The 21157-nt window shown below is 71.9% G+C and carries 15 protein-coding genes; 7 read left to right on the top strand and 8 right to left on the bottom strand.

The window, feature by feature from the left end:
- The first annotated feature begins 6 nt into the window (after positions 1-6).
- From AB0C16_RS21675 to AB0C16_RS21665, 3 genes are all read left to right on the top strand, one after another.
- Positions 7-270: a hypothetical protein gene (locus tag AB0C16_RS21675; protein ID WP_357685540.1), complete on the top strand. Its 264-nt coding sequence runs from the start codon at positions 7-9 to the stop codon at positions 268-270.
- Positions 267-1673, top strand: a complete 1407-nt coding sequence (locus AB0C16_RS21670; RefSeq protein WP_357685538.1) for a hypothetical protein — start codon at positions 267-269, stop codon at positions 1671-1673. Before AB0C16_RS21675 ends, AB0C16_RS21670 begins: the two co-directional genes overlap by 4 nt.
- 85 nt (positions 1674-1758) lie before the next feature.
- Positions 1759-1929 carry a hypothetical protein gene (locus AB0C16_RS21665; RefSeq protein WP_357685536.1) on the top strand — a complete coding sequence of 57 codons (171 nt, stop codon included), beginning with the start codon at positions 1759-1761 and terminating at the stop codon, positions 1927-1929.
- 87 nt (positions 1930-2016) lie between these two features.
- Here AB0C16_RS21665 and AB0C16_RS21660 read toward each other — a convergent pair whose 3' ends face one another.
- The 5 genes from AB0C16_RS21660 to AB0C16_RS21640 form a co-directional block, all read right to left on the bottom strand.
- The gene (locus tag AB0C16_RS21660) at positions 2017-2973 is read right to left on the bottom strand and encodes a DUF2157 domain-containing protein (RefSeq protein ID WP_357685533.1); all 957 of its coding nucleotides are present in this window, start codon (positions 2971-2973) and stop codon (positions 2017-2019) included.
- Between the two features lie 69 nt (positions 2974-3042).
- Positions 3043-5883 (bottom strand): formate dehydrogenase subunit alpha, encoded by a 2841-nt coding sequence (gene fdhF, locus AB0C16_RS21655; RefSeq protein ID WP_357685531.1) that lies wholly within the window; start codon positions 5881-5883, stop codon positions 3043-3045.
- A 197-nt stretch (positions 5884-6080) separates the two neighbouring features.
- Complete coding sequence (locus AB0C16_RS21650) at positions 6081-7766, bottom strand: NAD(P)H-dependent oxidoreductase subunit E (RefSeq protein ID WP_357685529.1); 1686 nt, start codon at positions 7764-7766, stop codon at positions 6081-6083.
- 85 nt (positions 7767-7851) lie between these two features.
- Positions 7852-9891, bottom strand: coding sequence for a M14 family zinc carboxypeptidase (locus AB0C16_RS21645; RefSeq protein ID WP_357685527.1), 2040 nt, complete (start codon positions 9889-9891; stop codon positions 7852-7854).
- 112 nt (positions 9892-10003) lie between these two features.
- On the bottom strand, positions 10004-11044 hold the full coding sequence (locus AB0C16_RS21640; protein WP_357685525.1) for an alpha/beta hydrolase: 1041 nt from the start codon (positions 11042-11044) through the stop codon (positions 10004-10006).
- Positions 11045-11160: 116 nt separating this feature from the next.
- Here AB0C16_RS21640 and AB0C16_RS21635 point away from each other — a divergent pair, with 116 nt between their 5' ends.
- Entirely contained in the window at positions 11161-11874 is a 714-nt protein-coding gene (locus AB0C16_RS21635) for a TetR/AcrR family transcriptional regulator C-terminal domain-containing protein (RefSeq protein WP_357685523.1), read from the top strand.
- Positions 11875-11932: 58 nt separating this feature from the next.
- Here AB0C16_RS21635 and AB0C16_RS21630 read toward each other — a convergent pair whose 3' ends face one another.
- Genes AB0C16_RS21630 through AB0C16_RS21620 form a run of 3 tightly spaced genes read right to left on the bottom strand, consistent with a single transcriptional unit; the run spans position 11933 to position 15079 of the window.
- Positions 11933-12823 carry a carbohydrate ABC transporter permease gene (locus tag AB0C16_RS21630; protein WP_357685521.1) on the bottom strand — a complete coding sequence of 297 codons (891 nt, stop codon included), beginning with the start codon at positions 12821-12823 and terminating at the stop codon, positions 11933-11935.
- A 1-nt stretch (position 12824) separates the two neighbouring features.
- A complete protein-coding gene (locus AB0C16_RS21625) occupies positions 12825-13736 on the bottom strand; it encodes a sugar ABC transporter permease (RefSeq protein ID WP_357685519.1) in 912 nt (303 codons plus the stop codon).
- Positions 13733-15079, bottom strand: coding sequence for an extracellular solute-binding protein (locus AB0C16_RS21620; RefSeq protein WP_357685517.1), 1347 nt, complete (start codon positions 15077-15079; stop codon positions 13733-13735). Before AB0C16_RS21620 ends, AB0C16_RS21625 begins: the two co-directional genes overlap by 4 nt.
- Positions 15080-15432: 353 nt before the next feature.
- Between AB0C16_RS21620 and AB0C16_RS21615 the strand changes: the two genes are divergently transcribed.
- The 3 genes from AB0C16_RS21615 to AB0C16_RS21605 all read left to right on the top strand — a co-directional run bounded on the left by AB0C16_RS21615 (position 15433) and on the right by AB0C16_RS21605 (position 21131).
- Complete coding sequence (locus AB0C16_RS21615) at positions 15433-17943, top strand: glycoside hydrolase family 3 N-terminal domain-containing protein (protein WP_357685515.1); 2511 nt, start codon at positions 15433-15435, stop codon at positions 17941-17943.
- Positions 17927-18979, top strand: a complete 1053-nt coding sequence (locus AB0C16_RS21610) for a substrate-binding domain-containing protein (protein ID WP_357685513.1) — start codon at positions 17927-17929, stop codon at positions 18977-18979. Before AB0C16_RS21615 ends, AB0C16_RS21610 begins: the two co-directional genes overlap by 17 nt.
- A 196-nt stretch (positions 18980-19175) precedes the next feature.
- Positions 19176-21131 (top strand): Xaa-Pro dipeptidyl-peptidase, encoded by a 1956-nt coding sequence (locus AB0C16_RS21605; protein WP_357685512.1) that lies wholly within the window; start codon positions 19176-19178, stop codon positions 21129-21131.
- Positions 21132-21157 lie beyond the last annotated feature (26 nt).

Raw genomic sequence — 21157 nt, 5'->3', positions numbered from 1 at the left:
TCCGCGATGTTAAGGGTGCGACTACGACGTACGTGGTCGATGGGTGACGAGGATGTGGAGGTCGTCCTGGACTCCTCGGCGTTCCCGGAGCTGGAGAGAGTGGTCGCGGCGCTGCCCGCCACCCGGCCGCCCGGTCCGCCGCCCGACAGCACACTCTTCTGGCTGATCGTGGAGCACGACGGAGAGCACGATGGAGGGCGCGTCACCCACGTCTTCCACGACGCCACCCTTCCCGCCGAGGTGCGCCCGCTCTTCGAACTCCTGCCGTGAACCCCGTCCAGGCCATGCGTCACGGCGCGCTGTCCGGTCAGGTCGCCGCCGACGACGCCATCAGGCGGGTGCGCGACGGGCTCCCCCACGGTGACAGCCGCCTGACCGTGGCCCATCGGATCAGCGACCGCGTGCTCGAAGAGGACCGCGACGCCACCGGTCGCGCCCGCAGGGGGCTCACCGAGATCGCTCCGGCGACCGGCGAACGCACCTATGCGGCGGCCGTCCTGGCGCTCTCACGGGCCGCCGGAGACCTCTACGCCTGCGGTCGGGCCGCCGACCACTACGGCCGCATCGCCACGCTGCTCGGTGACCACCCGCACGCGGCCGGGCTCTCCAGGTCGATGCGGCGCGCGCTGGCCGACCTGGAGGAGGCCCGGACCAGGCTGACCTCGGCGGCCAGGGTGCTGCGCCGCCTGCCGTGCACGAGCCGGTTCGCGCCGGAGGTCGTACGGGAGATCAAGGCGCTGGCGCGGCTGGCGCACGAGCCGCTGCCCGCCTTCGACGGCGCGACCAGCCAGCACCTGTGGCGACCGGCCAAGCGCTGGTGCGATTCCCTTGCGCGGGCGATCGGCCGGCTCGTCACCGCCTACACCCTGCCGATGGCGACCGAAGCGGCTCGGCCGCCCGGCGCCGCCGAGCGCGCCGCGCTGGCGGAGCTGCTGGCGCGGCCCGACGACACCGAGGCGCGGCTGCGCTGGGCTGCGCTGGCCGGACAGCGCGGCGAGCAGCGGGCGATCCTGGTGCGCGAACAGGTCGAGGAGCGCGAGAAGCTGCGGAGGGACTGGCCGTACCAACGCTTCGAGCCGCCCGCGGCCACGTCGCTGATCGAGCGGCACCCGGCCTGGTCGGCCGAGGTCCGGCGGCTCGGCGCCGGCCAGGTGGCCTTCCGCCGGGGGTTCGTGGAGTGGGTCTCGATCGGGGCGCCCGCGCTGCTGCGTCACGCGACCGAGCTGTACGCCGCCGCGCCCATCCTCTACGTCCGGCTGACGGGGGTGGCGCCGCTGCTGCCCGAGCTGCTGGCGTCCGGCCACCTGTCCCGGCTGCTCGCGCTCGACCTGTCCGGGCAGGAGCTGGACGACGGGCACGTCGCCCAGCTCACCTCGGCGGGGCTGCGCGGCTTGCGCTCTCTGGACCTCGGCCGCAACCTCGTCACCGAGACCGGCGTACGTCTCCTGTACGGCGGCGGGTTGCCCGCGCTCGTGCACTGCCCGCTCGAAGGCAACCCGTGCGGTCCGCTCTACACCAGCGGCTGGTCCGCCCACGAGCACCCGACGCCCGAGTGGCATCCGACCGCCCTGGGCGCGCTCATGGTGCGGGAGTACGGCGAGCGGGTCTGGGCCATCCCGTACGACCACGTGCCTGACTTCGACGTGCTGACCAGGATCGGGGATCGGCTGTGATGGACGTGGTCCGGGCGGCACCGCACGCGCGCCCCGCCCTCGGCGTGGTGGACGAGGTCGTCAGCGAGGACGGCTACGGGCTGCGGTGCCCGACGGCACCCGGCTGCGCGGTGTGCGCTCGACGCGCCTGTGGCGGCGCCGTGCCACCCTCAGGCCCGGCGACCGGGTGGCCCTGCTCGTGGTGGCGGGCAGCGACCTGGCCCTGATCACCAGGCGACCAGGTCCGCGAAGGCCAGCGCTGCGCCCCCCTCCTTAGGACCCCTCACGGAGTGGGCCATCCTCGTCCACTGGGCATGCGCGGCCCGGACCTCGGCCCGGGACTCGCGGTCGGCTCCGACGCGGGTCAGTGTTCCCTGTCGCCGCCCGCACGGCCGCGCCGCAGCCTGATGCCGACCGCCGAGGTGGTCACCAGGACGGCGCCCGCGATGATCAGGATGACCGAGCCGCCGACCGCGCCACCGGTCCAGTCCCAGACGGCCTCCGGGATGGCCAGGGTGAGCCCAGTCACGCTCGCCACGAGCAGCACCCAGGCCCGCTCCCACCGGTACAACAGCAGGCAGGCCACGGCGACCGCGAACGTCAGCCCATATCCCCACGCCGCCGTGTGCTCCTGACCGAGCGCCCACTGGCCGCCGAGCAGGGCCATGGCGGCGCCGAGCCCCAGCCCCAGCCGCCGCTGCCGGATCACCCCGGCCAGCACCAGGGCGGTCCAGACGACGCCCGCGCCGATGACGGACAGGCCCACGGCCAGCGCGGAGCCGCTGATCTCGCCGGCCAGCGAGCCGGCCGCCAGGGCGGCGAAGGCGGCGCAGGCCAGCGCTCCCGGCACGGCGGGAAGCACCGCGTATCCCGCCGCGGCCACCACCAGCCCGGTCGTGGCCGCGATCGTGCCCCGGTCGCCGGTGGCCAGCACATCGGCCGCCAGCGCGCCCGTACCGGAGGCCAGGGCCAGCGACACCGCGGCCGAGCGGGCCTGCGCGGGCCCGACCCGCGCGGGCGGGCGCCAGGGCAGCCGCACGCCGCTGAGCGCCACCCCCGCGGCGAGCAGCCCGGCCGTGACGGCCAGCAGGATCACGATCCGGGCGGACCGGGTCAGCTCCGCCCAGGACAGGCCCACCAGCGAGAGCGCGCCCATGAGCACCAGGCCGCCTCCGACGTATCCGGCCACCTCCACCCACCGCACCCCGGCCGGGCGCGGCTCCGCCTCGTCGAGCGCCCGGCCGACGGCGATCGCCTGCTCGGCGGTCAGCACGCTCTCGCGCACCAGACGCCTGAGGACGTCGTCTCGGCTCTCGGCCACCGCCTGCTCCTCTCACACCTGGCTGTAGCAGCCCTTTCCACCATCCTCCCGCCCCCGGGAGGCCCGCGGTCAACCGTCGCCTCCTTCGGTTCTCCCGAGCGCCTCACGGCCGGGAAGCAGGCGGACGGCGGTGACCTTGTACTCGGGGCAGGAGGTGACGGTGTCGGCCCGGTCGGAGGTCAGGGTGTTGACCCCGTTCGCGGGGAAGTGAAAGGCGCAGAACACCTGCCCTCGTACGACCTCGGGGGTGGTGTGCGCGGTCAGCCGGGCCCGGCCGTGACGGCTCTCCAGGGTGACGGGGTCTCCGTCGCGCACGCCGTACCGGGTGGCGTCCGCGGGGTGGAGGTCGAGCCGGTCGGTGGCGTCGAGCCGGACGTTGCCGGTGCGCCGGGTCATGCCGCCGGAGTTGTAGTGCGCCCAGCGCCGCCCGGTGATGAGGATCAGCGGATAGCGCTCGTCCGGTTCCTCGCCGGGTGGCAGGTAGGGGTGGGCGGCCAGGTGGGCCCGCCCGTCCGGGGTGGCGAACCGATCCTGGTAGAGCCTGGGCGTTCCAGCCGGGGCGTCGGCCGGCACCGGCCAGTGAACGGCGCCCTCCCGGTCCAGCCGTTCCTGGGAGAGCCCGGCGAAGAGCGGGGCCAGGCTCGCGCACTCGGCCAGGGCCGCGGCGGGTGTCGGGCAGCCGAGGTCCACGCCGAGGGCCGAGGCGAGGGCGTGGACGATCGCGAAGTCGCTCCGGGCCTGTCCCGGCGGGGCGAGGGCGGGGCGCACCCGCTGGAAGCGGCGGTCGAAGTTGACGAAGGTGCCCTCCTTCTCCAGCCACGACGCGGCCGGCAGGACGACGTCGGCGCGGTGGGCGGTCTCGGACAGGAACAGCTCGTGGCAGACGACCAGTGGGCAGGCCTCGAGCGCCTCGGCGACCCGGTTCGAGTCGGGGTCGGTGGCGCACACATCCTCACCCATGATCAACAGTGCGCGCAGCCTGCCCGCGCGCGCTTCGGCGAACATCTCCGGGATGCGCAGCCCCGGCCGGGACGGGAGGTCGGCGCCCCAGACCCGGGCGACCCGGGCTCTCGCGGCGGGGTCGTCCACCTCCTGGTAGCCGGGCAGCAGGTCGGGCAGGGCGCCCATGTCCGAGGCGCCCTGGACGTTGTTCTGACCGCGCAGCGGGTTGACGCCGAAGCCCCGGTCCGTGCCGACCGCGCCCCGCAGGATCGCCAGGTTGGCCAGCGCGCGCACCCCATCGGTGCCGTGCAGGTGCTCGGTGACGCCCAGGCCGTAGACGATCGCGGGACGCTCCGCCCTCCCGTACAACCGGGCGGCGGCCTCCAGATCCGCGGCGGGCACCCCGGTGATGGCCGCCACCCGCTCCGGCGGGTAGCCCGCGACCAGCTCGGAGAGCTCGGGCAGTCCTGTGGCTCGGTGGCGCAGGAACTCCTCGTCGATCAACCCCTCGTCGAGGAGCACGTGGGCCAGACCGTGGAAGAGGGCGACGTTCGTGCCGGGCCGGGGCCGCAGGTGCACGTCGGCGTGGTGGGCGAGCCCGACCGTCCGGGGGTCGGCGACGACCAGCCGCGCCCCGCGGAGCACGCGCTGGAGCAGGCGGGCGCCGACCACGGGATGGGCCTCGACGGGGTTCGCCCCCACCACCAGGAGGCAGTCGGCCCGCTCGACGTCGTCGAAGGAGTCGGTGCCTCCGGACAGGCCGAACGAAGCGGTCAGCCCGGCGGCGGAGGGGGAATGGCACAGCCGGGAGCAGTTGTCGACGTTGTTGGCGCCGATCGCCACGCGCATGAATTTCTGGATCAGGTAGTTCTCCTCGTTCGTGGCCCTCGCCGAGGAGATCGCCGCCACCGACTCCGGTCCGCCCTCGGCGACGGCCGCCCGCAACCCGCGAGCGATGTGGTCGAGGGCTTCGCGCCAGCCCACCGGCTCCAGGCGGCCGTCGCGGCGCAGCAGCGGCCGGGTGAGCCGTTCGGGCGATCGGGCGAAGCCGTGGGCGAAGCGGCCCTTGACGCAGGCGTGGCCCCGGTTGACCGGGCCGTCATGGGCCGGCAGAACGGCCACGACCTTCTCGGGCCTCTGGTGTTTCTCGGGCTCGGGCTCGGGCTCGGGCTCGGGCTCGGGCTCGGGCTCGGTGAGGATGTCCAGGGCGCAGCCGACGCCACAGTATCCGCAGGTCGTGCGGGTGCGCGTGAGTGACTTCGGCCGGGCGCCGCCGGGCAGCCCGGGTTCGGTGAGGGCGCCGGTGGGGCAGGAGTCGACGCAGCCGCCGCACGCCACGCAGTCGGAGTCGGCCCATGCTCCGCCCGTGCCGGGCGCGACCACGGTGTCGGCGCCCCGGCCGGCCAGGGTGAGGGCGAAGGTTCCCTGCACGTCGGCGCACATCCGCACGCAGCGCCCGCACGCGATGCACAGGTCGCGGTCCAGGTGGACATAGGGATGGCTGTCGTCCCGTCCTCGGCCGCCCGCTCCATGGGCGGCGTCCGGCGTGATGCCGGCCTCGTGACAGGCCCTGGCCAGCTCGCTCCCGTCCGCGCCGCCCTCCAGGGCGCGGGCCGGCAGCGCGGAGACGATCACTTCGAGGCTCTCGCGGCGCGACGCCCGCAGGTCGGCCGTGCCGGCTTCGACCCGGGCGCGGTCGACGGCCGGGGTCACGCACGCGGCCACGACCTTCCCGTCCACCCTCACCAGGCAGGTACGGCACGAGCCCGCGGCGGGGAAGCGGTCGTCGTGGCAGAGCGTGGGCACCACGACGCCGGCCGCCCGCACGGCGGCGAGCAGCGTGGCGCCCTCGGCGACCACAACGGTGACGCCATCGACCTCGACCGTCATCCCGCCCCGCCCGATTTCGTCCCGCCCGGTCCCGCCCTGCCCGATCCCGTCCTGCCGGACCTCACCACTCCCGTCCACGGAACCGCTGGAACCACCGTCCCTGGGACCACCATCCCTGGGACCACCATCCCTGGGACCACCATCCCTGGGACCACCATCCCTGGGACCACCATCCCTGGGACCACCATCCCTGGGACCTCCGCCCATGGGACCACCGTCCATCGAGCCGCGGTCCATCGAGCCGCCGTCCCTGGGACCTCCATCCATGGGAGCGCTCATCGATCCCACCCCGGATCCCATCCCGCGAGCCGGTCACCGTAGGCGCGGGCCAGGCTGCGCACCGCCGGCGGCACCCGGCGCCCAAAAGCGCACATGCTCGCCTCCTCCATCACCCGCAGCAGCCGCGCGTACTCCTCACCGGGTGGCGTGTCGCCCACGAGTTCCAGGCCGCGGCGTGAGCCGACCCTGCACGGGGAGCAGGCTCCGCAGCTCTCGGCGGCGGCGAACCGCCACACGTGCCGCAGCACCTCTTCGGGCCGCACCCGCTGGTCGAAGGCGACGAGACCGGCGTGGCCGAGCGCGGCTCCGCGGCTCTCCAGCGCGGCCTCGGTCAGCGGCGTGTCCAGCCGGTCCGCGGCCAGGAACCCGCCGAGCGGCCCGCCGATCTGCACGACTTCCAGCTCGGACCCGGCCTTGAGACCGCCGCCGAGTTCGGTGACGATCCGCAGCACCGGCGTGCCCAGCTCGACCTCGTAGCAGCCCGGCCGGGCGAACCGCTCCGACAGGCTGACCAGTTTGGTCCCGGTCTCGGCAGGGGTGCCCCGGCGGGCGTAGGCGTGCCCGCCGTGCCGCACGATCCAGGGGACGGCGGCCAGCGTCTCGACGTTGTTGACCACGGTCGGGGCCTGCCACAGCCCGTGCCGCGTCGGGTACGGCGGGCGGGGCCGAGCGCAACCGCGCTGCCCCTCCAGCGAGGCGATGAGCGCGGTCTCCTCCCCCGCCACGTAGGAACCGGCGCCCTCGACGATGCGGATGTCCAGGTCGGTCTCGCCGCCGCCGGCCGTTCGGCCCAGGTGCCCGTCGTCGTAGGCCCGGCGGAGGGCGTCTCGCATCGCGGCCAGCGCCTGCGGATATTCCGAGCGCACCATGACCAGCCCATGGCGGGCTCCGCAGGCGAAGCAGGCCAGCGCCAGCCCTTCCAGCACGCGGCCCGGGTCGCCCTCCATCAGCAGCCGGTCGGCGTACGAGCCGGGGTCGCCCTCGTCCCCGTTGGCGATCACCACGGTGCCGGGCGAGCGGCCCGCGGCGGCCCACTTGGCGGCGACCGGGAAGCCCGCTCCCCCGCGCCCGCGCAGGCCGGAGGCCGCGATCTCGGCTCGGACCTGGTCAGGTGTGCGCGCGCCCAGCGTCTCGGCCCACACCTGCCACGGGACCTCGTCGCCGGCGATTCCGGCGAGCACGACGGGATCACCCGTGGTGTCGGCGGCCGGTATCGGTGGAGCCTGCGGCGGGACGCGGCCGGCGAGCTGGTCAGCGAGCGTGGGGCCGGTGCAGGAGGTGTCACCGTCCAGGCAGGCCGGACCGGCGTAGCAGTAGCCGAGGCAGCGGACGGCCTGCAGGGAGGTCTGGCCGTCCGGGCTGACGCCGTCCACGCCGGCGCCGAGGACTCTCTCGACTTCGGGCAGGTGGGCGCCCGCGCCGGCGGCGAAGCAGGCCGCGGCGGTGCAGACGCGCACATGGCGGCGGGCCCGTCCGGCCGCCAGATCGGCGTAGAAGGTGGCCGGTCCGAGCCCGGCGGACGCGGGCAGGCCCAGCCGCTCCGCCACGCCGGGCGCCCACTCCGCCGGACCGCCGCTCGCGCCCGCCGCCGCTTCGGCCAGCGACTCGATCAGCCGGGCTCCGGGACGTCCGTGCCGCTCCGCCAGCGCCCGGAAGGCGTCGAATCCATCGGCTGAGTCCACGGGGAAGTACCTTCCCGCTGTCCGCTCTGTGCAGCGTTCACCGGGCAATCCCCTGGATAAATTCGGTCAAATCATCGGTTTTCGTTCATCGGCGTTCCCGGTAGTCGGCGGCGACCCCGATGAGCGAGATGAGGCCCGAGGCGAACTCCATCGCCTCCTGGTGCCCCTCGCTGAACGGCGGCTGGAAGCCAACGCCCTCCCATCTCCCGGTGGCGGGGTTCCACAGGTCGCTGCCCACCTCGAAGTCCCACCCGAAGATGCCATAGTCGTACCAGAGCTCGTCCGCGGAGTTGCCCGCCGCCGAGTAGAGCACGTCGGTCACCGGCCCGGTCTGCTGCGGCCAGGTGACGGTGCCCCGCTCGGCGGCGATGGCCTCCTCGATGGTGCGCGCCGAGCGCAGGAAGTACGCCTCCTGCTGGGCCGTGGGCCGGGGCAGGGTGACGCGGCCGTCGAGCTTGTAGGCGCCGGGCGGCCACATGAAGTAGCCGCCGTAGCTGTGCACGTTCAGCGCGAACTTGATGTTGCGGTAGGTCTGGGCCAGCCAGATGACGTTGCGGCTCTCGGGCTCGGAGCTCTCGGCGGGCCCGGCGAAGGTGCCGCTCTGGCAGTTGGCCGAGGCGCCGAAGTAGCCGTCGGACAGCGAGCCCACGGCGTAGTTGCGGTTGACGTCCACGCCCCAGGTGTTGCGCAGCGCCGGATCGGACTGCTGCGGCGGGCAGTGGTTGGTCATGTTCTTACGCTGGGAGTTGAAGTCGTAGAAGCTGTAGTTGGCGCCGTCGGGGTTGACCGTCGGCACGATGAAGACGTCCGCGCTCTTCAGCAGCTTGCGCGTCGCCGCGTCGCGCGCGTAGTTGCGCAGCAGCCGCTCGGCCGCCTCGATGGTGACCAGTGGCGTCACCCACTCCCTGGCGTGCTCCTGGGCGTAGGCGAGCACGCCGGGACGCGAGCCGTCGCGGTGCACGCCGATGCGCAGGGCCAGCACCCGGGCGGGCTCGCGGGAGACGTCGGCCGGCGCCTGGAGGAAGTCGCTCAGCTGGGTGAGCGGCGCGGGGGCCATGACGCCCGCTCCCGGGTCCGTCCGGTACGCCGAGGCCTTGACGCCGGCGCCCGCCGTACCGTTGATCGCCGCGGCCACCTGGGCGGCGGTGCTGGTGGGCGTGCCGGAGCCGTCGGTGGCCAGGCTGACGGTGATCTGCTTGCCGTTCACCGTCACTGCCAGCGGCCGGTCGGGCGCTCCGGGCGTGACGAGCTCGACGGCCAGGTCGTTGCCGCCCTCGGAGCCGTAGGCGGTCGAGGTGACCACGACGGCGGCGCCGGGCGGGGCGCCGATCAGGGCCTGGGCGTGCCGCCGGTAGCCGTTGGTCGGGTTCGGCAGCGTGATGATGTCGGTGAGCTGGGGGAAGCGCTGGTGCAGCGACTTGATCCGCTCGTTGAGCTGCGCCGGCGGCATGTACGCGCTGACGAAGTCCTTCTGGTAGCCGGGCCCCGTCCGCTCGGGCCGCTCGCCGTCGGGCCATTCCTCGACCCGCGCCTGCGCCGTGCCGCCTGCCGCCGAGGTGACGGTGACCCACTGCGGCTGGTCCGTGGCGGGCACGGGGGTGCTGAGCTGGTGGCCCAGGTACGCGCCCGCGTCGACGTACGGCACCATCGGCGCCTGCCCGGTGGAGCCGCGCCTGCCCTTCCAGGTCACGCTGAGAACGGCCGACGCGCCGGCGTTGCTGGACGCCTCGACCGACAGGAAGTAGCCGTCACGGGACTTGAACCAGACGGCCCGCTCGACGACGAGCTGGTCCTTCGTGGCGGCGCCCTCCTGTGTCCGCGCGGACGGTGAGGGCGTGCCGGACGCCAGGGTCGCGCCGAGCGGCCGGAGGGCGGCCAGCTGGCTCGGCGTGACGACCGCGTCGACCTGGATGCTGCCGTCGGGTTGCGGGCGTACCCGCTCGGTGAGGTCGGCGCCGGAGGCGACCAGGCGCTCCATCGCGGCCAGGTCCGGCACGGAGAGCGTGACCAGCGAGGCCGGCTCCGGGTCGGTAGGCCCGGCGACCGCCGGCATGGACGGCCCTGAGGACAGGGCGGTCGCGAGAACGATCGTCAGGACTACTGCGGACGCCCGTAAGCCACGCATCGGCTCCTCCAAGGATCACCGGTATGGAGATCATTGAAAGCCGACTTGGCGAAACCAGCAAGACCCAGCCGGGGGACGGAGCGCGAAGCCGTCCGGTTACGAGCTGGTTTCGTCATTGGAGCGCTTGCGTGTGGGGTGTCGCGAGCGGGCGCACGCGGACGAGCAGCTCGTGGAGAAGTTGTCTCGGGTTGGCGAATTCTGCCAGATGACCGGCTCCCTCGATGACCACGAACTCCTTGCGTGGGGCGCTAATGTTCCCGAAGTACTCCCGAGCGGCAATGGTCGGCGTGATGATGTCCCGTTCGCCCATGAAGAAGAAGGTCGGGATAGCGAACTCGTCGTGCGGATCGCGCCGGTCGAAGGCCCGCAACTCCTCGAATACCTGACGGAGCGTGTACGTCATGGCGCGCTGGTAGTCCTTGATATCGCTCATCGTGTAGCACGGTGCGAACATCAGGGCAGGGAGCATCAGGTCGTAGACCATGTTGGGCACACCCTTGGTGACCCTTATGGCGAGTTTCATGAGGCCCTCGTGCTGGTCGATCGTCCAGCGGGACGGGTCGGGGCCCATCTCCTCCAGCAGGCGCAGGCCCTTGCGGTCGTCCTGCTGTTGCGCGGCCTGACGAGCGAGCCGATAGCCCACTGGATCGGAGCCCGGGCTGTTCTGGTTGACGCCGACGTAGGCATCGAACAGGTCCGGGCGGCGCCGCACCATCTGCGAGCCGATCAGGCTGCCCACGGAACTGCCGAGGACGATCACCTTCCGGCACCCGAACAGGTCGCGCAGTTGGTCGGTCAGCTCGATGCCGTCGGTCGTGAGGCGGGAAAGGGAGAGCCCTACAGGGTCGGTGCGACCGTTGCGCTGAAACGTCTTGCCCGCTCCCGGCTGGTCCCACTGCACGATCGTGAAGTGCTTCTCCCACTCGGTGAGCCAGGGGTTGAAGGGGATGTACGAAGATCCCGGGCCGCCGTGCAGGATCAGCAGCACCGGGTTCTGACGATCCCTGCCACGCATCGTCACCCATTGCTCGTATCCATTGATGGTCAGGAAGCGCTCTTCGTTGACTCCCGCGGGGGAGTCGATCACCAGCCGCCGAGCGTTGCGGCGTCGTAGAACCGGACGCTGCAGGGTGGCAATGAGCGGATTGACCATGGGTTTCCTCCTGGGCCGTAAACTGTGGGCACCGGACTCAATATTAATTGTGTACTGTAGAGACAGTTTTGCGGTTCTGCAAGGTCGCGGTGAGTGCCGGGAAGGAACGAAGGGACGTGGCGGATCTGCTGTGGGGCATCCGCGCGGAGGGCAGCCGTGGCCCGAAGCCGATGCTGACCCTCGACCGCATCGCTGACGCCGCGATCGGCATCGCCGACGCCGAGGGGCTCACTGCCGTGTCGATGCAGCGCGTTTCCGCGGAGCTCGGCTTCACCAAAATGGCGCTCTACCGATATCTGCCCGGCAAGAAAGAACTGGTGGCCGTCATCGTCGAGCGTGCCCTCGGCGAACCCCCCGACCTGCAGGACATGACCTGGCGAGCCGGGCTGCGCGCCTGGGCGCATGCCCTGCTCGCCGCCCACCTGCGCCACCCATGGACACTGGAAGCCGTCATGCTGCCGCGCCCGGTCGGGCCAAACGAGCTGAGCTGGATGGAGGCCGCACTCGCCCTCCTCGTCGATACCGGCCTGACCGGCGCCGAACGGCTCGACATCTTCGCGGTCCTCACCGGCCAGGTCCGCGTCATAGCCCACCAGGCACGCGCCACCAGCCGGTCCGAGGACCACTTCCTGACCGCGATCGGCGACGTGCTCACAAAGCACGCCGACCGATTCCCGGCCCTGGCTCGCACCGTGGCCGAGGCCACCATGAGCGCGGCCGGACAGAACCAAGCGTTCGACTTCGGCCTCGAGCGCATCCTCGACGGCCTCCAGGCACTCATCGAGGGCCGAGGAGACTCGGTGCGCACGGGTCTCGGCGACGTGCCATGACGGTCACGTCAGCGCGTGACCCAGACTCCATAGGCGACCGGTTCGTGTCCGAGGGCCGTCACTTGCCGAAACCCGCGGTCAGGCCGCTGACGAGCTGGCGGCGGCCCACCACGTAGAGGACCAGGATGGGCAGCGTGGTGAGAACGACCGAGGCCAGCACGGCCGGCACGTTCACGCTGTACTGCCCCTGGAAGGTCCATAACGCGAGCGGCAGGGTCCGTTTGTCCGGGCTCTGCGTGAGGATCAGCGGCAGCAGGAACCCGTTCCAGATCGTCAGCCCGTTGTAGATCGACACCGTCACCACGGCCGGCCGGGTGAGCGGGAACGCCAGACGCCAGAGCGTCACCCACTCGCTCGCGCCGTCCATCCGCATCGACTCGAACAGCTCCTTGGGCACGTCGCGGATGAAGTTCGCCAGAACCAGCACCGACAGCGGGATCGCGAAGGCGATCGACGGCAGGATCAGGGCCAGCAGGGTGTCGTAAAGGTGCAGCCGAATGATGATCAGGTAGACCGGGATGATCGTGGCCTGGAGCGGGATGGCCAGGCCCATGAGGAAGAGGGCGTTCACCGAGCGCAGGAACCGGCCGGAGCCGCCCCGCACGATCGCGAAGGCCGCCATGAAGGAGATCATGACGGCGGGCACCACCGCGCCGACGGTGACGATGAGGCTGTTGAGGAAGTACAGCGGGAAGTCGGACTCGACGACCAGCTGATAGTTCCGCAGCGTCGGCTCGCCGGGCGGCGCCAGCGGATTGGTCGCGTAGTAGGTGCTCTGCGACTTGAAGCTGGTGACGACGATCCAGTAGATGGGCACGACCACGACCGCCAGCCAGAGCCATCCGGCCACGCCGCCCAGCCAGTTGCGGTGACCGGTGGCCGGGCCGCGGGCGCGCCGGGGCCGCGGCGCGGCGGTCGGCTCGGGCCGGGTCGTCAGGGTCGTCCCCATGTCAGGCGCCTTCCAGTCGGCTGTCGGCGGCGTTGCCGCCGCCGAGCCGGCGCAGCAGCAGCGCCAGGGCGAGGCCGACGAGGACGAGGATGACGGCGATCACGCTGGCCGGGCCCATGAGGTTGGCCTGGAAGCCCCGTTTGTACATGTCCAGGGCGAGCACCCGGGTGGCGTCCCCCGGGCCACCGGCGGTCAGCACGAAGATCAGGTCGAAGAAGGTCAGCGAGCCGACGACCATGAGGGTCGAGGAGGTGATGATCGTGTACTTCAGCTGCGGCAGGGTGATGCTGAAGAACTTGCGGATCCGCCCGGCGCCGTCGAGCTCGGCGGCCTCGTACATGGAACGGGGGATCTGCCGCACGCCGCCCTGGTAGATCAGCGAGTGGAACGGGATGAACTGCCAGGACACCACGAAGATCACGACGCCGAAGGCGAGCACGGGCTCGCCGAGCCAGTCCTGGACGAGCAGCGGGATCCCCAGCCCCGCGCCCAGCCCGAAGTTCGGGTCGAGCAGCGCCTTGTACGTGATCGCGATGGCCGCCGAGCTGAGCAGCAGCGGGATGAAGTACAGCACCGACAGGACGGCGCGGTAGCGCTGATCACCGGCCAGGAACACGCCCAGCAGGATGCTCGCCGGCGTCTGGACGGCCCAGGACGCGGCCATCACCAGGAACGTCACCCACAGCGCGTGCGGCAGCCCCGGGTCGGAGAGCACGGCGCGCCAGCTGTCGAACCCCGCGAAACCGATGTCGCCGAGGCCGTCCCAGGAGGTGAAGCTGAGCACGAGGACCCCGGCCAGCGGGATCACACCGAACCCGGCGAAGAACACCAGTGCCGGCACGGCCAGCCACGCGAGCGAGCCGCCACGGCCCTCTCGCGGGGCGGCCGTGGCGGAGGTCGCGACCGTGCTCACTTGCCGATGACCGCGTTCATGTTCGTGGCGAACTCCTGCGGCGAGATCGACAGCTGGAACAGCTTGGAGATGTTGTCCAGCAGCACCTCGGCGGCGGTCGGGCTGAGCGCCTGGTCCCAGGACTGGGCGAACGTCTTGGCGTTGACGGCGATGCCGTAGACGAACTTCAGGAAGTCGGCGTCCTTGGAGGCGGCGAACGCGCTGTCGGCGCCCTTGACGATCGGCACCGCGCCGGTCTCGACCCACTCCTTCACCGCCTGGTCACCCATCAGCTCGGTGGCGAAGAACTTCTTGGCGATCTCCTTCTGCTCGGGGGTCGCCTTGGAGGAGATCGACAGGTACTGGCCGGGGTTGCCGACGGTGTTGCCGGGGTCGCCCTTGCCGCCGTCGACCGGCGGGAAGTTCATGTAGCCGAGGTGGCCGCCGGAGACGAAGTCGCCCCCGTCCTGCTTCATGCCGCCGTAGGTCCAGCCGCCGTGCAGCATCATCGCGGCCTTGCCGGTGTAGAGCAGCGCCTGGTCGGCGTTGGAGTCGGCGGTGATCGAGGAGAAGCCCTTGATGAACCCACCGGCCTTGACGAGCTCCTGCACCTTGCCCAGGGCGTCGATGGCGATCGGGTTGCTCCAGGCGTCCTTCTCCTCGTCGAACACGGCCTGGAACACCTCGGGTCCGCCCATGCGGTCGAAGAGGAACTCCAGCCACATCATGTTGGTCCAGCGCGACTGCCCGCCGAGCGAGAACGGCGCGATGCCCTTGTCGTTGAACTTGGGCACCAGGTCCATGATGTCGCCCCAGGTCTGGGGCGGCTGGGCGCCGGCCTTCTCGAAGACCTGCTTGTTGTAGTAGAGGACGATCGGCTGCATCGTCTCGCAGGGCATCGCGTAGATCTTGCCGTCGATGGTGGCGGCGCCGAAGGAGGAGGGGAACAGCCGGTCCTTGACGGCGGGGTTCTGGTCGAACCACGAGGTGAGGTCCTCGACCTGGCCCGCCTGCACGTAGCTGCGCAGCCCGCCGCCGCCCCAGCCCCAGATGAGCGTGGGCGCCTGCCCGGCCCCGATCGCCGTCTTGATCTTCGTCTTGAAGGCGTCGTTCTGGAAGGTCGTCCCCGTGATCTTGCCGTTGGGGTTGGCCTGGTTGAACCGCTCCACGGTCCTGGTGCGCACGCCTTCCTGCGGCTGGACCGACAGGTACCAGTAGGTGGCGCCCCCGCCGCCCCCGCCGCCACTCGCGCCGGTGCCGGGTCTGGTCGGCCCCGAGCTGCCGCAGGCGGCGAGCGCGGCTCCCAGGGGCAGTCCCATGGAGAGGCTGAGGAACGTACGGCGGGATGTTGTCCTGGACTCCACGCTGATCTCCGTACTCGAATGCCGGGGGTTGGCCGCGGCGCGTTGATCATCGGATGCGGTGGCCGGCGGTCGTGGATCAGCACCCCCCGATGCCGCTCCTCCCCTCCACCTGACAGGTCTCGAAACATTTGCGAAATGACCGCGCGGCACGTCAATCTAGATTTCGGTCATAGGCGTGTCAAGCCCCTACGGGGACAGGGATCCCGCTCGGCGGGACAGAGATCCGTGGGGTACTCTCGCATGGGCACTCAGCTGGTCATTCGGACAGAGGAAGGCTCTCGGTCGAGGTCGTCCAACAGTGTCGAAACATTGCGAAACATGCATCAGGAACCGGTTGCTAAGGAGACCAACACATGACGGCGCTAGATCGGACTCCCGCAGCGGACCGGGCCCTCCACCCCTGGCAGGACCCGACCCTGCCCGTGGCCGACCGGGTCGACGCCCTCCTCGCGGAGATGACCCTGGAGGAGAAGGTCGCCCAGCTCGGCAGCCAATGGGCCGGCAACGCCATGCGGCACGTCGGCCGGCCCGATCCCGATCCCGCTCCCGATTCCGGTGACGACCCCGACCCCGGTGACGACCCCGATGCCGGTGCCGGTGCCGGTGGGACGGTGAACGTGGCGCCGGTGCAGGACGCGTTCGCGGCGGCCGGGACGGTCCCCTTCGAGGAGGCGACCCGTCACGGGCTCGGTCACCTGACCCGCGTGTTCGGCAGCGGGCCGGTGACCGTGGCGGAAGGCGCCGCGGAGCTGGTCCGGCTCCAGCGTTCGGTCGTCGAGCGTTCCCGGCTCGGCGTTCCCGCGCTCGCCCACGAGGAGTGCCTCACCGGATTCACCACGTACGGCGCGACCGTCTATCCCGCGGCCATCGCCTGGGGCGCGACGTTCGACCCCGACCTGGTGGAGCGGATGGCCGCCGCCATCGGCCGCGACATGCGCGCGGTGGGCGTGCACCAGGGCCTGTCCCCGGTGCTGGACGTGGTGCGCGACTACCGCTGGGGCAGGGTCGAGGAGACGATGGGCGAGGATCCGTACCTCGTCGCGATGCTCGGCGCGGCCTACGTCCGGGGGCTGGAGAGCGCCGGGATCATCGCCACCCTCAAGCACTTCGCCGGCTACTCCGCCTCGCGGGCGGCCCGCAACCACGGTCCCGTCCCGATGGGGCGCCGCGAGCTGATGGACATGATCCTGCCGCCGTTCGAGATGGCCATCGTCGAGGGCGGGGCCCGCTCGGTGATGAACTCCTACTCCGACGTGGACGGCGTCCCGGCCGCCGCCGACTCCTGGCTGCTGACCGGCCTGCTGCGCGAGGAGTGGGGGTTCACCGGCACCGTCGTCTCCGACTACTGGGCCGTACCGTTCCTCGCGATGATGCACGGGGTCGCCGCCGACACCGACGACGCCGGCGTCCAGGCGCTCACCGCGGGCGTCGACGTGGAGCTCCCCGACACCATCGGTTTCGGCCCGCACCTGGCCGAGCGGGTACGCCGGGGCGAGCTGCCGGAGTCCCTGGTGGACCGGGCGGCGCGCCGCCTGCTCACCCAGAAGGCCCAGCTCGGGCTGCTCGACCGGGACTGGACTCCCGAGGGCTCGGTCGCCGCGGCCGGCGTCGTGGACCTCGACTCGCCGTCCAACCGCGCGCTGGCCCGCGAGATGGCCGAGCGGTCCGTCGTCCTGCTCGACGCCGGCACGGCACTGCCCCTGCTCGGAGAGGGCCGCCCGGCGCCGCGCCGCGTCGCCGTCGTCGGCCCCGGCGCGGCCGACCCGCGCACCTTCATGGGGTGCTACGCCTTCCCCAACCACGTGCTGCCGGGCCACCCCGGCCTCGGGCTCGGCATCGACGCGCCCAGCGTCCTCGACGCCCTGCGGGCCGAACTGCCCGGCGCCGAGATCGTCCACGAACAGGGCTGTGACGTGCGGGGCGAGGACCGCTCGGGCTTGGCCGCCGCGGTCGCCGCCGCCCGCGAGGCGGACGTGTGCGTCGCCGTCGTGGGCGACCTCGCGGGCTTGTTCGGGCAGGGGACCTCGGGCGAGGGCTGCGACGCCGAGGACCTCCGGCTGCCAGGGGTGCAGTCCGACCTGCTGGCCGGCCTGGCCGCCACGGGGACGCCCGTCGTCGTGGTCGTCGTCTCGGGCCGCCCGTACGCCCTGGGCGAGGCGCACGCCGGGGCCGCGGCGCTCGTACAGGCGTTCATGCCTGGTGAGGAGGGTGGTGCGGCGATCGCCGGTATACTCTCCGGTCGTGTCCAGCCCGGAGGCAAGCTGCCCGTGCAAATCCCCCGCCGGCCGGGCGGACAGCCCGGCACCTACCTGCAACCACCGCTGGGGGCCGACAGCCGGGGCATCAGCAACCTCGACCCGACCCCGCTGTTCCCGTTCGGCCACGGCGCCTCCTACACCACCTTCGAGGTCGGCGACCTGCGGATCAGCGACGCCGAGGTTCCCACCGACGGCGAGTTCACCGTGTCCGTCCGCGTCCGCAACACCGGCGGCAGGGCGGGCGACGAGGTCGTCCAGCTCTACCTGCGTGACGTCCTCGCCCAGGTCACCCGGCCGGTGAGACAGCTGACCGGCTTCGCGCGGATCCGGCTGGAGCCCGGCGCGAGCACCGAGGTGAGCTTCCGCGTGCACGCCGACCGGACCGCGTTCACCGGCCGCGACCTGCGGCGGATCGTCGAGCCGGGCGAGGTCGAGGTGCTCGTCGGCACGTCCGCGACCGACCTGCCGTGCCGCGGCGGCGTCACGCTGACCGGTCCGTCGCGGGTCGTCGGCCACGGCCGGCGGCTCGTCACGCCCGTCGAGGTGGGGTCGCCGCCGGGCTCCGCCGCCGGGCGACAGGAGGGAAGAGATGCGGGCAAGTCCTAGACGCGCCACGCTGGCCACCGTCGCGGCGTCGGCCGGTGTGTCCGTCGCGACCGTCTCCAAGGTGCTCAACGGCCGCAGCGACGTCGCGCCGGCGACCCGTTCCCTGGTGCAGTCGCTGCTGCAGCAGCACGACTACGTCGCGCCGTCACCGCGCCGCGCCGAGGTCGGCGCGCTCGCCACGGTCGAGGTGCAGTTCGACACCGACTTCAACGCCTACTCCACCGAGATCATCCAGGGGGCGGTGGAAGCCGGGGCCGAGGTCGAGGTGGGGGTCGTGGTCAGCATCCGCAAAGGCGCCGACCGCACCGCGGCATGGGCCCGCGACCTGGTCGCCGCCGGGCGCCGGGCGCTGATCGCGGTCACCAGCGAGCTGACCTCCGGCCAGTTGGCCGCTCTGTCCCGGGCCCACCTGCCGCTGGTCGTGATCGATCCGCTCAACCTGCCACGCGCCCGCGTGACCAGCGTCGGGTCGACCAACTTCGCCGGCGGCCTGGCCGCGACCCAGCACCTGCTCTCCCTCGGCCACCGGCGCATCGCCTACATCGGCGGTCCGGCGACGGCGGCCTGCAACCAGGCCCGCCTGCACGGATACCGCGCCGCCATGGAGGCCGAGGGGGTGCCCGTGCTCCCTGACCACGTGCGGACGGGGCACTTCCGCTACCACGACGGCGTGGAGGGTGGCGCGGCCCTGCTCGACCTGCCCCAGGCCCCGACGGCGATCTTCGCGGGCAGCGACGAGACCGCGCTCGGCGTCATCGAGGCCGCCCGGGCGCGGGGGCTGCGCATCCCCGAGGACCTCAGCGTCGCGGGCTTCGACGACACCCAGATCGCCCGGATGGCCTCGCCGCCTCTGACCACCGTCCGCCAGCCCCTGCGCGAGATGGGCAGGGTCGCCCTGCGCACGGCGCTCCGCCTGGCGGCGGGCGAGCAGATCGACTCGCACCACGTCGAGCTCGCCACCGAGTTGGTCGTGCGCGGATCGACCGCTCCCGCCTCGCGGGATACGAGGCCCGGCGCCGGACGTCCGGGAAGGTAGCCGGGTCAGCGCCACGTCCGCCACGGTCGAAGTCCCCAGTCACGTGAAACGTGCGGGAGATGGCGTGATCGAGACAGGGCATCCGTCCGAGAACGATCTGGTAGCGAAGATCCCATTTTTGGAGGCATTTCCAGTACCTTGAGGCCACTTGGGCCAATTTTCCGGTCCTGCACTGATCGTCCGGAAAGGTTTGTCGATGTCGCTACCCCGCCAGGTGCCGAGCCTCATGGCACCCACCGCGTTCTTCCGTCCGGGATCAGCACGCCGCGGCGCCGCGGCCCTGGGTCTCGCCGCCACAATGACCTTAGCCGGAGTCGCGGCGACCTCGGCCCCCGTCAGCGCTTCCGCCGATGTCCCCGTCGGACCGGTGTTCACGGACGGCATGGCCCAGCCGGTTTTCTCCTCGAACCGCAATGACTGGATCCGCGAGGAAGTGTGGGTCGAGACCTCGATCGACAGCGACGGCGACGGACGGAACGACCGGGTGCACGCCGAGGTCACCCGGCTCCGGGAGACGGAGACGAGCGGTCTGAAGTCGCCCGTGGTGTACGAGGCCAGCCCTTACTACGCCGGCGGCAACCCGGTCGCGAACCACAATGTCGATCACGAACTCCACGAGGCGCTCCGCCCGGGCAAGGGCTGGATGAACCGCGGTGGCTCGGTGAAGGACCCGGCGGCCGACGAGCGGCTGGCCGCCATCGCCGCCGACGCCGGCGAGGCCGGGGCCGACGCGGCCGCGGGCACCGGCCCGCAGCCCATCATCAGCACCAGCCACGAGGCGAACTGGCTGCCCCGCGGTTTCGCGGTGGTCCATGCCGAGTCGCTGGGCAGCGGCAAGTCCGACGGCTGTCCGACCACCGGCGGGCGCAACGAGACCATCGGCGCGAAAGCGGTCGTCGACTGGCTGAACGGTCGCGCGAAGGCCTACAACGCCGCCGGCGGCGAAGTCGACGCGACGTGGACGACCGGCAAGGTCGGCATGATCGGCACGTCGTACAACGGCACCCTGCCCAACGCGGTCGCGAGCACCGGTGTCGAGGGTCTCGAGGCCATCGTGCCGATCTCGGCGATCTCGAGCTGGTACGACTACTACCGCGCGAACGGCGCCGTGGTCGCCCCGGGCGGCTACCAGGGCGAGGACGCCGACGTGCTGGCGGAGTACGTCTACACCCGCGCGGACAGGCAGTCCTGCCGGGGCGTGATCGAGGAGCTCGCGGAGACTCAGGACCGGGTCACCGGCGACTACAGCGCGTTCTGGGACGAGCGTAACTACATGAACGACGTCGACCAGGTCCGCGCCGCGGTGCTGGTCGCGCACGGGCTCAACGACTGGAACGTCAAGACCAAGCACGCCGTGCAGTGGTACGAAGCGCTCAAGGCGCGCGGAGTGCCGCACAAGATCTACCTGCACCAGGGAGGGCACGGCGGCTCCCCCAGCGTCAACGTGCTCAACCGCTGGTTCACCCGCTACCTGTGGGGTTACCAGAACGGTGTGGAGAACGACCCGCGGGCGCTGGTCCAGCGGGAGAACAGGACGCTGGTGGAATACGCCGAATGGCCCGAACCGGCCACCGCGGACGCCGCGCTCAACCTGGCGCCCGGCGCGGACGGCGCCTCCGGAGAGCTCACCCTCGACAACACCCGCCAGGGCGAGCCGGTGATCGAGACGATCGTCGACGACGCGACGAAGCGCGCGCAGACTCTCGCCGATGCCGCGACGTCTCCGAACCGGCTGGCCTACAAGTCGGCGCCGTTGAGCGGGCCGGTCCAGCTCAGCGGCACGCCGCTGGTATCGCTGCGGATGTCCTTCGGCCAGCCGGCCGCGAACGTCACGGCACTGCTCGTCGACTACGACCAGAACGGCAAGGCGAAGATCATCACCCGTGGCTGGACGGATCCGCAGAACCGCAAGTCGATCTCGCGGACCGAGCCGGTCAAGCCGGGCACGCCATACCGGCTCGACTTCGACATGCAGCCGCACGACTACGTGTTCGCGGCGGGACACCGCATCGGCATCGTCCTGCTGTCGAGTGACTACGACTACACCATCCGCCCCACCCCCGGTGCGACGCTGAACCTCGACACCACGAAGAGCACGGTCACGCTGCCGCTCGTCGGCGGAGCGGCCGCGTTCGCCGCGGCGAACGGCTGACCCGGGTCCCGACCGGCCGGGCGGGC

Origin of the sequence: Nonomuraea sp. NPDC048916 (assembly GCF_040649575.1) — a bacterium.
In the GTDB taxonomy this organism is placed as follows: domain Bacteria; phylum Actinomycetota; class Actinomycetes; order Streptosporangiales; family Streptosporangiaceae; genus Nonomuraea.
The sequence above is the reverse complement of the archived record's forward strand: the minus strand, read 5'-3'. Positions and strand labels throughout refer to the sequence as shown.